This is a genomic window from Polynucleobacter asymbioticus QLW-P1DMWA-1 (genome assembly GCF_000016345.1).
Classification (GTDB): domain Bacteria; phylum Pseudomonadota; class Gammaproteobacteria; order Burkholderiales; family Burkholderiaceae; genus Polynucleobacter; species Polynucleobacter asymbioticus.
In genome coordinates this window covers 715,753-728,006 of record NC_009379.1, presented here as the reverse complement: position 1 = coordinate 728,006, position 12,254 = coordinate 715,753, and the positions used below count along the sequence as shown (strand labels likewise).

Annotated in this window: 12 protein-coding genes; 8 read left to right on the top strand and 4 right to left on the bottom strand. The window is 44.5% G+C overall.

Going from position 1 to position 12,254, the window contains the following annotated elements:
* Window positions 1-14 precede the first annotated feature (14 nt).
* From PNUC_RS03810 to PNUC_RS03800, 3 genes are all read left to right on the top strand, one after another.
* The gene (locus tag PNUC_RS03810) at window positions 15-347 is read left to right on the top strand and encodes a c-type cytochrome (RefSeq protein ID WP_011902572.1); all 333 of its coding nucleotides are present in this window, start codon (window positions 15-17) and stop codon (window positions 345-347) included.
* Between the two features lie 14 nt (window positions 348-361).
* On the top strand, window positions 362-1,636 hold the full coding sequence (locus PNUC_RS03805) for an NAD(P)/FAD-dependent oxidoreductase (protein WP_011902571.1): 1,275 nt from the start codon (window positions 362-364) through the stop codon (window positions 1,634-1,636).
* A 104-nt stretch (window positions 1,637-1,740) separates the two neighbouring features.
* A complete protein-coding gene (locus PNUC_RS03800; RefSeq protein WP_011902570.1) occupies window positions 1,741-2,199 on the top strand; it encodes a phosphate-starvation-inducible protein PsiE in 459 nt (152 codons plus the stop codon).
* A 3-nt stretch (window positions 2,200-2,202) separates the two neighbouring features.
* On the opposite strand, the gene PNUC_RS03795 is transcribed toward PNUC_RS03800, so the two are convergent.
* On the bottom strand, window positions 2,203-3,615 hold the full coding sequence (locus PNUC_RS03795) for a TAXI family TRAP transporter solute-binding subunit (protein WP_011902569.1): 1,413 nt from the start codon (window positions 3,613-3,615) through the stop codon (window positions 2,203-2,205).
* An 81-nt stretch (window positions 3,616-3,696) separates the two neighbouring features.
* Here PNUC_RS03795 and PNUC_RS03790 point away from each other — a divergent pair, with 81 nt between their 5' ends.
* From PNUC_RS03790 to PNUC_RS03775, 4 genes are read left to right on the top strand one after another with little or no spacing between them, the layout of a single operon-like run.
* The gene (locus tag PNUC_RS03790) at window positions 3,697-4,398 is read left to right on the top strand and encodes a pirin family protein (protein ID WP_011902568.1); all 702 of its coding nucleotides are present in this window, start codon (window positions 3,697-3,699) and stop codon (window positions 4,396-4,398) included.
* 52 nt (window positions 4,399-4,450) lie between these two features.
* Entirely contained in the window at window positions 4,451-5,998 is a 1,548-nt protein-coding gene (locus tag PNUC_RS03785) for a UxaA family hydrolase (RefSeq protein WP_011902567.1), read from the top strand.
* Between the two features lie 58 nt (window positions 5,999-6,056).
* A complete protein-coding gene (locus PNUC_RS03780) occupies window positions 6,057-7,037 on the top strand; it encodes a DnaJ C-terminal domain-containing protein (RefSeq protein ID WP_011902566.1) in 981 nt (326 codons plus the stop codon).
* Window positions 7,038-7,041: 4 nt separating this feature from the next.
* Entirely contained in the window at window positions 7,042-7,347 is a 306-nt protein-coding gene (locus PNUC_RS03775) for a chaperone modulator CbpM (protein ID WP_011902565.1), read from the top strand.
* A gap of 16 nt (window positions 7,348-7,363) precedes the next feature.
* Here the strand turns inward: PNUC_RS03775 and PNUC_RS03770 are convergent, their stop codons facing one another.
* Window positions 7,364-9,286, bottom strand: coding sequence for an ATP-binding cassette domain-containing protein (locus PNUC_RS03770; protein ID WP_011902564.1), 1,923 nt, complete (start codon window positions 9,284-9,286; stop codon window positions 7,364-7,366).
* Between the two features lie 67 nt (window positions 9,287-9,353).
* Here PNUC_RS03770 and PNUC_RS03765 point away from each other — a divergent pair, with 67 nt between their 5' ends.
* Window positions 9,354-9,950 (top strand): AAA family ATPase, encoded by a 597-nt coding sequence (locus tag PNUC_RS03765; protein WP_011902563.1) that lies wholly within the window; start codon window positions 9,354-9,356, stop codon window positions 9,948-9,950.
* A 62-nt stretch (window positions 9,951-10,012) separates the two neighbouring features.
* On the opposite strand, the gene PNUC_RS03760 is transcribed toward PNUC_RS03765, so the two are convergent.
* Together PNUC_RS03760 and hemN are read right to left on the bottom strand one after the other, a co-directional pair.
* Window positions 10,013-10,657 (bottom strand): OmpW/AlkL family protein, encoded by a 645-nt coding sequence (locus PNUC_RS03760; RefSeq protein ID WP_011902562.1) that lies wholly within the window; start codon window positions 10,655-10,657, stop codon window positions 10,013-10,015.
* 167 nt (window positions 10,658-10,824) lie between these two features.
* A complete protein-coding gene (gene hemN, locus PNUC_RS03755; RefSeq protein ID WP_011902561.1) occupies window positions 10,825-12,240 on the bottom strand; it encodes an oxygen-independent coproporphyrinogen III oxidase in 1,416 nt (471 codons plus the stop codon).
* Window positions 12,241-12,254 lie beyond the last annotated feature (14 nt).

Sequence of the window (12,254 nt, the reverse complement as noted above, 5' to 3'; positions counted from 1 at the left end):
GAGATGATTTAACTATGCAAAAAAAAATTCTTAAGACTGCTTTTACAAGCAACGTCTTTTTGATTCTTGCTGGAATAAGCAGTGTCAGCTTCGCGCAATCCCCGCAAACTCTTTCTTTGTATCATCGCTCATTAGCAGCTACCTGCGCCAATTGTCACGGTACGGACGGTAAAGGCGTAGTGGATGGTGGCATGCCCCTCATTAATAATCTCAGCAGCCAGCAGTTGCTCGAGCAGCTTAAGGCATATAAATCGGGTGCTCGCGAAGGCACCATCATGCCCCAGCTGGCTAAAGGTTATTCAGATGAGCAACTCGAAATCATCTCTGTGCAGCTAGGCAAAAAATAATAAGGATGTACATCATGGATCGTCGACAATTTATTGGCCAAGGTACAGCAGCACTGGGATTATTAGCAGGCTTCTCTAATCCGGCTCATGCTAATTTGCAAAAAGCGCAGATCTTGGTGATTGGCGGTGGTTATGGCGGCGCTACTGCCGCAAAATATTTACGCCTCTTCTCTAACAATACCGCTCAAGTGACCCTGATTGAGCCTAACGCGTCCTTTGTGTCCTGCCCACTCTCTAATTTAGTTGTTGGCGGATCTCGCTCACTTGCAGAGATAACAAGTCCCTATGACACCCTCAGCAAGCGGCACGGAGTCAAGATTATTCAAGATAGCGTCATCAGTATTGATCCTGATAAAAGAATCGTCAAACTTTCGTCTGGAATAGCGCTTCCTTATGACAAGGTCGTGGTATCACCTGGGGTCAGCCTCTTAATGGACAGTATTGAAGGACTTGCGAGTGCCAATAAAGCTGGGGCGACTCTTCAGGCATGGAAAGCTGGGCCTGAAACGGTGGCCTTATACAAGCAATTGGCTGCGATGCGTGATGGCGGTACTTTTGCAATCACTATTCCTGAAGCGCCCTACCGCTGTCCACCAGCCCCGTATGAGCGAGCTTGTCAGGTAGCCAGCTATCTTAAAAAGTACAAACCTAAATCCAAGGTGCTTATCTTGGATGCAAATGACGACGTTACCTCTAAAGGCGCACTTTTTAAAAAAGCGTGGGCCGATGAATATCCAGGCTTAATTGATTACCGCCCAAGAAATAATGTGATTGCAGTAGACGGCAAGACAAAAACTTTGAAAATAGAGGTAGAAGAAGACGTCCGTGCCGACGTCTTAAATGTTTTACCCGCTATGAATGCCGGTTTAATTGCTATCAAAACGGGGTTAGCAAACTCAAATGGGCGTTGGGTGAATGTGAACTATCTTAATTTTGAATCAACTGCTCAAAAAAATATCCATGTATTGGGTGATTCAATTCAAGTAGCGCCAGCAATGCCAAAGTCTGGGCATATGGCTAATCAACAAGCAAAAGTCGCTGCAGCTGCGATAGTAGCCGAGCTCAATGGGTGGGAAATCAATCCTACGCCAGTCGTAAATAATGCCTGCTATAGTTTTGTAAATGCCACAGAAACGATTCATGTAGCTAGCGTGCATCAATATAGCGCAGTGAATAAAACGTTTGAGCCCGTTCACGGAGCTGGAGGCCTTTCAACAAAACCGTCGTCTCTTGAAGGACGTTACGCATGGGGGTGGGCCCACAACATCTGGGCCGATACCCTAGGTTGACCTGATGTAATTCTAGAAAAAAAGAGGCTCTAGTGCCTCTTTTTTCTTCCTTTATCTCATTTGAGAAATATACTAATGGGAATGATTAGATCTCTGGAGACTTGATGACTATGACCCCCAATCCACCAAAAGATATAACCAAGCTGGAAGATGCCATTGAAAAGTGGAGCGTACCTATCGGTAACTTATTTGTATCCCTCTTTCATCGCATAGCACTATTTGCAATAGGCGCTGCAACAGTGTGGTCTGCAGCAGTTGCTTTTCTGGGAATGGTCAGCAAAGGATCAGCCTCGATCGAAGACTTGTTATTGCTATTTATTTATTTAGAAATCGGCGCCATGGTTGGGATCTACTTCAAAACCAACCATATGCCTGTGCGGTTTTTGATTTATGTTGCAATCACTGCGGTCACCCGCCTCATCATTGATTTGGTGAACACCAAACATGAAGCGGACATGGCAATTCTCTTCATGGGAATTACCATATTGATTTTGGCCCTAGCAAATGCCATTGTTCGCTACGCCTCGTACAAATTCCCGAGTCGCGGCGGTGAAAGCGAATAACGACTATAAATCGAGATCTACAGCCCCTTCATATTGATAGGACTGTACCCCCCTATTGAGGCAGTTGCGCACGAAATCAATACTAGTCCTCAAGGAATAGTAATCAGCTGCAATTGATTTAGAAACCTGAATCTTTAAGGCCTGATACTCGATTAAATCTAAACGCTTGAGATATTCATCACGCTGTGCAGGGCTATAGCTCACCAATAAATCTTGCTCAAATTCTTTTAAGTTGCCATAAAGACGATTGATCTTTCCATACATACGTTTAGTACGATAACCAGGCAATGCTCGTAAGATGGGATAAGCGAGTGCACAGAACGGCAAGAAAATAATAACGAGTCTATTAATGAGCTCAGCAAGCCAAAATGGAAAATAAGCAGCCAGCAGAGGGTAATGATTTTTTTCATAATGAACTGCCACTGGACTCTCGGGCAATAGAGAATCTTTAAAAGATGGAAACTCCCCTCTTCTTGCGAAAAAAGAGGCTTTGCCATTAATCTGCCTAGCTGCTTCCAGAAAAAGGAATTGAATTGCTGGATGCATCCGATCATCGATTAATAAATTTGTTGTAGTAGCCAGCAACTTCATATCTTCACGGGGAAAATTGCGAGGTAGATCAAAAGATCCTTCAGGCACATCCATGATATGCAGATAGGGAATAATCTTCACAAAAGCTGAAGCACGTTTAAAGGCTACTAAATGGATTTTGGGATCGTGTAGAAGCATCTGAACATTTGGCGAATCATAGCCATCAGCAATAAAGGTGCCGTCAATCTCTCCGCTTTGCAAGGCTTTTACAGCCTGATCTCCGCGCATACGTAAGAAATCACGTTCATCTTCTAGTCCCGTAACACGAAGAATACGGGTCGCTTGAGCATTGGTTCCGCTACCATCAATACCAATATTGATTTTTTTATCTTTGAAATACTTCAGCTTTTGGTGTAACTCCTCAAAGTCAGCGCTATTGATCTCTTGGCCGCGATAGAAAAACCAAATTGGGTCATAAGCAATCGCGCCCAATGTTTGAATACCTCGGCTAATATCTTTTGGGCGTGTAACTCCTGCTTGCACAAATGCAGCTTGTACTGGATCCTTTTTATCGACTAGGCGATTGATATTTTCTTGTGCGCCATTAGTAGAAACGAGCTCAAGAGTAACGCCTTTTTTTGCAAAAAATTCAGCATATTGTTTTCCTAAAACCTCATAAGCCCCACCAGCAGATCCAGTCGCTATAGAAATTCTTCTCGGAGGGGGTGGATCCGCATACCACCAGATGCCCATTAAAATCAGCAGCAGCAAAAGCAAAAGAGGCCATGCTTCTTTCAAAAATTGAGTGAAGTCAGCCCATTTTTCCTTAACTGACTCAGAAAGCCCCAAAAAGGTCTCGTGCGTATTTTGTTTGAAGCTTCCCATAGGCCGGCAATCTGCAAATTTTGTAAAAGCTAATGATAATGTGCATATCTCTCTTCCATTAAATGAAAAGGCTCAGAATTTATGCTAGTCCTTAGAAAATCCGCCGATAGAGGTTATGCAGACCATGGGTGGCTTAAAAGCTTTCACTCCTTCTCTTTTGCGGGCTACCATGACCCCAAATTCATGGGCTGGGGCAATCTCAGGGTAATCAATGAAGATCGGGTTGCTGCAGGAATGGGCTTTGGGAAACATGGCCATAAGAACATGGAAATTATTAGCTATGTTCTCTCAGGAGAATTGGCTCACGAAGACAGCATGGGAAATATTAAAGGTATCCCGCCTGGAGATGTACAGCGCATGAGCGCAGGTACAGGTGTGGTACACAGCGAATTTAATCACGCAAAAGATCAGACTACCCATTTTTTACAAATTTGGATTGAACCCAATCAATTCGATATTGCACCTGGTTACGAACAAAAAACGATTCCTGCAATAGAAAAAGATGGGGTACTTCGTTTAGTTGCTTCCCCAGAAGGAAATGATGGCGCTGTGAAAATCCATGCGGATGCTAAGGTGTATGCCGGCCTATTTAATGGACCTCAATCAGCAACGCATCAGTTAGACCCGAAGCGCAAGGCATATGCGCATCTGATTCGTGGCTCCCTCAATGTCAATGGTCAACCATTATCTGAAGGCGATGCTCTGCTTATCGATGGGGAAACTCAATTAAAAATTGATGGCGGCAAAGATGCAGAAGTGCTGATTTTTGACTTGAGTCATTAATTTATCGCGCGACTGTCTTTAGGATGAATTCATTCACCAATACTCAGAAATCATGATTGAAACCTCAGAAAAGCGATTGATTGGCCCCATTATTCGGCTACATCCTAATGACAATATTGTTGTGGCACGTGTGGATATTGGTATCGGCACAGAAGTAGCGAGTGAAAAATTTACGAGCCGCAGCCAGGTCCCCGCTGGTTACAAGATAGCTGCCAAACAGATTCTCAAGGGTGAACCCATTCTTAAATATAACGTTACTGTTGGTTTTGCAAATGTCGATATTGAAGCCGGCACCATGGTGCATAGCCATAACACTGAATTTCGAGAATTTGATCGTGACTATGCTTATGCAAGTGAATTTAAGCCGACCACCCTTCTGCCTGAATCTGAACGCGCTACCTTTCAGGGTTATGTAAGGCACAACGGCAAAGTGGGGACGCGTAACTTTATTGGCATTCTTTCAACGGTCAATTGCTCTGCAACCGTTGTAAACAAAATTGCTCAATGGTTTACACCTGAGCGACTAAAAGAGTTTCCTAATGTAGATGGTGTGGTTGCTTTTAGTCATGACATAGGTTGCGGCATGGAGATGAGCGGTGAGCCGATGGAGCTTTTACGTCGCACGATGGCTGGATACGCTCGCCACCCCAATCTGGCAGCAGCTTTGATTGTGGGTCTAGGCTGCGAACGCAATCAACTCAAAGGCCTGATGGAGCAGGAACACCTTCAATCAGACTCGACTTTACATACCTTCATCATGCAAGAGTCTGGAGGAACTCGTAAAACCATTGAGGCTGGTATCGAGGCTGTTAAAGCCCTACTGCCAGAGGCCAATAAAGCTAAAAGGCAAACTGTTGCAGCAAGTCATCTGTGCGTGGGTCTGCAATGTGGAGGATCAGATGGATTTTCATCAATTACCGCCAACCCTGCCCTAGGTGCAGCAATTGATATTTTGTCGCGCCATGGTGGCACAGGGATTCTTTCTGAAACTCCTGAGATCTACGGAGTTGAACATACGCTGACTCGCAGAGCTGCAAGCAAAGCCATTGGTGAAAAACTGATTGAACGCATTCGGTGGTGGAAAGATGAGTACTCTGTTGGCAGAGATGTGCAAATTAACGGGCAAGTAAGCCCAGGCAATCAAATTGGTGGCCTTGCTAATATTTTTGAAAAATCATTAGGCTCTTCGATGAAGGGTGGCACTGGTCCACTCATGCAGGTATACAAATATGCCGAACCCATTACCAGCAGTGGTTTTGTTTTTATGGACACCCCTGGATTTGATCCGGTTTCTGCCACAGGACAAATTGCTGGAGGAGCCAATTTAATTGCCTTCACCACAGGTCGTGGATCCATGTTTGGCTCAAAGCCAGCACCCTGCATTAAATTAGCTACCAATACCCCAATGTACGAACGTTTAACCGAGGATATGGATATTAATTGCGGGGAAATTTTGGACGGCACAGTCTCGGTCCAAGAGATGGGGCAGCGCATATTTGAGCTTTTCTTGCGCACTGCATCAGGGGAAGCTAGCAAAAGCGAGCTTCTGGGCCTAGGAGACTATGAATTTGTTCCATGGCAAATTGGGGTAATGAGCTAATAGAACGGTAAAATCGATTATTAGCTCAATCAAGACTTAATCGAAACTGAACAGGCTTATGAAATTTAGGGACTATTACGAAACACTAGGCGTCGCCCGTGGCGCCACCGAAGCTGAAATCAAAACAGCCTATAGAAAGCTGGCGCGCAAATACCATCCAGATGTGAATAAGGAAGCTGGCGCAGAAGAACAGTTCAAGGCAATCGGCGAAGCTTATTCAGTATTAAAAGATACCGAAAAGCGGGCTGCATATGACCGCTTTGGTGCCAACTGGAAAAATGGTCAAGACTTCAATCCCCCACCAAATTGGAATGAAGGATTTGAATACTCTGATGATGGGTTTGGTGGTGGCCATCCTGGATACGGCGGCGGCTTTGAAGGGGATCAAAGTGAATTCTTTGAATCTCTCTTTGGCAGAGGCAAACATCGCCAAGGTGGACGCGGTGGACAAAGTCGTCAAGGCATGAATTTCAAGGGGCAAGATCACCACGCTAAGATTTTGATTGATTTAGCTGATGCATACAACGGCGCAAAACGCACAATCTCTCTTCACATGCCAACCCAAGATGCCAATGGACATGTCAGTACACAAGAGCGTAAGTTAGACGTCAGTATTCCTAAAGGAATTAAGGCCGGTCAAAATCTAAGACTATCCGGTCAAGGTGGGCCCGGTATGGGCGAAGGCCCAGCAGGAGACCTCTATCTAGAAATTGATTTCCACCCCAATCCCATTTATCGAGTCGATGGTAAGGATGTATTTATTGATATTCCTTTGGCACCATGGGAAGCTGCATTAGGAACAACGGTAAATGTCCCAACGCCGGCAGGGTCTACCTTGGAACTGAAGATACCCGCAGGAACAGTTGCAGGGCGGAAGATGCGCCTAAAAGGTAAAGGCATTCCTAGCGCTGAAGCTGGTGATCTTTATGTGATTCCGACTATCGTTCTGCCGCCAGCAGAAACTGAGGCACAGAAAACAGCCTATCAAGATTTTGAAAAGGCTTTTGATTTCAACCCAAGATCACATTTGAAGGGATGATGCGATGACTCAAACTAATATCACCTGGATTGAAGGTAGCATTGTTGAGAATGAAGTGCACATGAGCATCGTAGAGCTGTCGCACGCCTCACGTACGCCGCAAGAACTCATTATGTCGTGGGTAACTGAAGGTGTTCTGAGCCCACAGGGCACTTCTCCTGAGGATTGGCGCTTTAGCGGCGACTCCCTTAGAAGAGCAAAGACAGCCGCACATCTGACTCACGATTTAGAACTCAATGTGCCAGGCGTTGCTTTAGCGCTTGAGCTCTTAGATGAAATCACCAGGCTGCGTGCGCTTTTGCCGCGCTAAACTCAGACCCAGTTTATTAAGTCTCTGATCGACTCAAAAGCTGCTCCCAGCGTTGCAGCTTTTGATCTAGATCTGCAGTAATCTCACTTAAGCGAGCTTGCATACTAGCCGCCAGCTCTGGTTCATTTTTGTAGAGATCGGGATTACTCATCGCAATACCAATTTCAGCCTGCTCTGTTTCCATTTCTTCAATTTGCAATGGCAAAGTCTCTAACTCTTGCCGCTCTTTACCGTTTAGCTTTTGTACACCACTCTTTGCCGCTGGTTTAGCTTCAACTTTAATGGCAGGCTTGGTATCAATTTTGACTTCTACTTTTTCAGAAGATTTGGCATTGGCAGCTCGTATTTTGTCCGAGCGGGCTTTTTGAATTTTCCAATCCTCATAGCCACCCTCATACTCGCGCCAGAATCCATCACCCTCATTCGCAATGATGCTGGTGACTACGTTATCTAAAAAGTAACGGTCATGACTGACTAAAAAGACGGTGCCCTTGTAATCTTGTAATAGCTGCTCTAACAAATCGAGGGTATCGATATCCAAATCATTAGTCGGCTCATCTAATACCAATACATTGGCAGGCCTTGCAAATAAACGCGCTAGTAAAAGACGGTTACGCTCACCACCAGATAATGTACTTACAGGAGAATTTGTTCTCTCTGGAGCAAATAAGAAATCACTCAAATAACTCTTAACGTGTTTTTTATTGCCATTAATTTCTATCCATTCACTACCAGGGCTAATGTAGTCTTCGAGCGAGGCATTCAGATCCAGTCCTTCGCGCATCTGATCAAAATAGGCAACCTCAATACGAGTACCCATAGTCGCGGTACCTGAGTCTGGAGCAATGGTTCCTAAGATGAGTTTGAGTAAGGTTGTTTTACCAGCGCCGTTAGGGCCTAGTAATCCCACCTTATCTCCACGCAAAATCGTTGCTGTGAAGTCTTGCACGATCGGGCGATCATAAGATTTGCTGACATTCTGTAGATCGGCAACGATCTTACCGCTGCGATCACCTGCAGAAACTGCTAACTTCACTTGACCCATCGCATCCCGTCGTTCAGTGCGACTGGTGCGCAATTTTTCCAAGCGGGCAATACGGGCAACGCTTCGGGTACGTCGAGCTTCTACGCCCTTACGAATCCAGACTTCTTCTTGCGCCAATAATTTATCCGCCCTAGCGTTCGCTAAGGATTCAGAATTTAATTCTTGCTCCTTAAGCACTTCATATTGCGTAAAGTTCCCAGGATAGCTACGTAAAATGCCGCGATCGAGCTCCACAATTTGCGTGCATACATTGTCCAAGAAGGCGCGATCGTGGGTAATGAGAATGACCGAACCTTGATACTCTTTGAGTAATTCCTCTAACCAAGCAATCGAATCCAAATCCAAATGGTTGGTTGGCTCATCCAGCAACAGGACGTCTGGCATCTCTACTAAAGCGCGCGCCAAAGCAACACGCTTTTTCGTTCCACCTGAGAGCGTACTAATCTTGAGCTCAGCTTCAAGATGAAGACGATCTAGAGTTTCATGAACTCGTTGCTCCCAGTTCCAGCCACTCAATGCTTCTAGTTGCGATTGGACCTCATCTAAGCGGTCATGTGATGCATCATCCCACTCCCCGACACTCAGAGCCTCATACTCTTCACGCAGCGCCTTGGCCTGCGCTACGCCCTTAGAGACAGCATCAAAAACAGTTTCTTCAGCCTCAAAAATGGGTTCTTGTGGAACATAGGCAATACGCAAACCTTGCTGGTATTGCAGTAAGCCATCATCCATTTTTTCAATACCGGCCAATATCTTCAATAAAGAAGATTTGCCAGTGCCATTACGGCCAATTAAGCCAACACGTTCACCAGATTCCAGTGAAAAAGCAGTGTTTGCGAGGAGGTCAACGTGGCCGAAAGCCAGTTTTGCATCAGTGAGTACGATTAAAGCCATGGCGACATTATCGTCACTTCGGCAAAAGAAGAGATATTTCCTGAAAATTCTGCGAGACTAACCGTAAATGATCTGTAAATTGACCCCCGCCACTCCTCGTTTGATCCTTTTTGCTGGTCACGCCGGTACTGGTAAATCGACTCTGGCTAAGAAGGCCTTACCCATGATTATTGAGAAAACAGGGGAAGACTTTTTCTTTCTAGATAAAGATACGGCATATGGGGCATTTAGCGCCCATGTGATGGAATTGACTACCCATAACCCCAATGATCGAGACAGCCCTTATTACTTAGATAATCTGCGGGATTGGGAATACCGAGGCCTAATTGATATTGCACGCGAAAACCTGCTTTTGGGGGTAAATGTCATTTTAGTGGGGCCATTTTCCAAAGAAATTGCTAGCGGCAAGATGTTTAATGCTGAGGCACTTGGCGTTCCCCCCAACACAAGTATTCATATTGCTTGGATAGATCTGGATCAAGAGGAAGCTAAACGTCGCATGGAAAAACGAGCAGATCCCAGAGATCAATGGAAATTACAACACTGGGAACAATATGCCAAGCGAAGAGTGAATTTGCCGGAACACCCCTCAATTCAGCGCTTTGATAATTTTGCCTTCAATGAATCACTCTTTGAACATCTAATCGACCATCTCACCAAATAATAGAGAGAGCAAAAAAATAGAGCCCCTTAAGGGCTCTATCTCAAGAACTAAGAACTGAATTCTTAGAACTTATAAGTCACACCAACTGCTGGCATCCAAGGATTTAAAGTTAGCTTACCTAAATTTGTATTACCTTGAACAGTATTTACATTAGTACTCATGGTTGCATATTTAACATCAATATTTGCACCCCAGTGTTTATCAAACATATAATCCGCACCAACTTGGCCAACTACACCAACACTTGACTGGTCAACCTGCACACTGTTACCCAGAGCAGGGAAATTTTGACGATTACCGAAAATAGTGTAATTCACACCAACGCCAACATATGGTTTAAATGCGCCGAAATCAGTGAAATGGTACTGAACCAAGAGTGATGGCGGGAGGGCAGAAATTTTTCCAACATTCGTATTTCCAGATCCAGCAGTAATGTTAACTTGCTGTGGCCATGTTAAAACTAACTCGGCAGCTATATTTTTAGTGAAGAAATACGAAACATCGAACTCTGGAATCCATTGATTCTGAGCTTTTACATTCAGCGTGGAAACTGTATTTGTTTGTCCATTTTGAAATAACAAATCAACGGCACGTACGCGCACCATCCATGGATTGTCATCTTCGACAGCCTGTGTCTGTGCTTGTGCAGCGATTGGGGCTAAGGATGCTACTGCAGCCATTGCTGCTACGAGTGATTTAATGCGCATGATGGTTTCCCTTTAGTTATCAATTTCAATGAATCCATTTTGAAATTGATACCCATAAGGCAATTTGATTCAAATCAAGTACATGCCTGCTGTGATTTTTTTCTTTGTTAAAAAGCAACAGTGTTTTTGCGCTTCTTTGATATAGATCAAATAGACGCTGGTTTACCCTAAAGCACTTTTGAGTAAGTGCCTTTTGCTTGAGATTCTCGGAGGTGACGATCAAATGTCATTGCTACACGTCGTGCTAAAAGTCGCCCTTTGATAGGGACAACAATATCGTCTCCATGCCATTCTAGAAGCCCTGCCTCTTCAAGACTCTTGAGTTCATTTAGCTCAATGCTGAAGTATTTAGCAAAGTCAATTTGATGGAGCTTAGAAAAACTTGCTGTATTCAGGGCAAATTGGCACATCAACTCACCAATCAACTCACGACGAAGCAGATCATCCTTGTCAAGTTGCAGACCCCTGAGTACAGGCAAATGACCGTCATCGATTGCGGCATAGTATTCATCTAGAGTACGGACATTTTGCGAATAGCAATCATCAACCTTACCAATAGAAGAGATGCCAAAAGCCAAAAGATCACATTCTGCTTGAGTTGAATAACCCTGGAAATTGCGATGTAACTTTCCTTCTTTTTGGGCTATGGCCAATTCATCATCTGGCTTGGCAAAATGATCCATCCCAATGAACACATAGCCAGCTTCACCTAAGCGTGCGATTGTATTAGAAAGAATATCTAACTTGTCTGCGGCTGGCGGGAGATCTGCTTCTGAAATTCTTCGCTGCGGCTTAAAGATATGCGGCAAATGCGCATAGTTGTATACAGAAAGACGATCTGGGTTCATCTTCAGAACCGCATCAACCGTTTCTTTAAAGGTTTCTGGTGTTTGCTTTGGAAGGCCGTAGATTAAATCGACACTTCTCGATTTAAATCCATATTTTCTGGACCAGTCCATCACGGCTTGCGTTTCTTCAATCGTTTGGACCCGATGAACCGCCTCTTGTACTGCGAGATTAAAATCCTGCACACCAAGACTAATCCGATTAAATCCTAAGTCTGCCAATAAAGCGATATCTTGCTCTGTCACTCGGCGTGGATCAATCTCAATAGAGTATTCGCCACCTGGCAATAACTCAAAATGAGTGCGAGTGTGGTGCATCAACTCAACCATTTCTTCATGAGAAAGAAAGGTTGGTGTTCCCCCACCCCAATGCAATTGGGTAATGGGTATTTTCTTCTGGGCGCCCATAGCAGCGGAAACCATAGCCATCTCCTTAGCCAAATACTTAATGTACTTAGCACTTCGACCATGGTCTTTGGTGATGATCTTGTTACAACCACAGTAATAACAAATATTAGGACAGAACGGTAAATGAAAATACAGTGACAAAGGTTCATCTACTTTAGAGATACGTTGCAAAGCGCCTAAATAGTCGCCCTCTTTGAATTCTTGATGAAAGCGGTCTGCGCTGGGATAAGAGGTATAGCGTGGGCCATTAATATCGAACTTCTGTAGCAGCTCTGGATGAAATAGCGCTTCTTTTTCATCGGATGGGATATTGGTAGAAGCAGAGCTCATAAATAATAGTTTGA

Coding starts and splice junctions, on each gene's coding strand:
- PNUC_RS03810 (WP_011902572.1), top strand. CDS start 15: ATGCAAAAAAAAATTCTTAAGACTGCTTTTACAAGCAACGTCTTTTTG.
- hemN (WP_011902561.1), bottom strand. CDS start 12,240: ATGAGCTCTGCTTCTACCAATATCCCATCCGATGAAAAAGAAGCGCTA.
- PNUC_RS03805 (WP_011902571.1), top strand. CDS start 362: ATGGATCGTCGACAATTTATTGGCCAAGGTACAGCAGCACTGGGATTA.
- PNUC_RS03775 (WP_011902565.1), top strand. CDS start 7,042: ATGACTCAAACTAATATCACCTGGATTGAAGGTAGCATTGTTGAGAAT.
- PNUC_RS03765 (WP_011902563.1), top strand. CDS start 9,354: ATGATCTGTAAATTGACCCCCGCCACTCCTCGTTTGATCCTTTTTGCT.
- PNUC_RS03770 (WP_011902564.1), bottom strand. CDS start 9,286: ATGGCTTTAATCGTACTCACTGATGCAAAACTGGCTTTCGGCCACGTT.
- PNUC_RS03760 (WP_011902562.1), bottom strand. CDS start 10,657: ATGCGCATTAAATCACTCGTAGCAGCAATGGCTGCAGTAGCATCCTTA.
- PNUC_RS03790 (WP_011902568.1), top strand. CDS start 3,697: ATGCTAGTCCTTAGAAAATCCGCCGATAGAGGTTATGCAGACCATGGG.
- PNUC_RS03780 (WP_011902566.1), top strand. CDS start 6,057: ATGAAATTTAGGGACTATTACGAAACACTAGGCGTCGCCCGTGGCGCC.
- PNUC_RS03795 (WP_011902569.1), bottom strand. CDS start 3,615: ATGGGAAGCTTCAAACAAAATACGCACGAGACCTTTTTGGGGCTTTCT.
- PNUC_RS03785 (WP_011902567.1), top strand. CDS start 4,451: ATGATTGAAACCTCAGAAAAGCGATTGATTGGCCCCATTATTCGGCTA.
- PNUC_RS03800 (WP_011902570.1), top strand. CDS start 1,741: ATGACTATGACCCCCAATCCACCAAAAGATATAACCAAGCTGGAAGAT.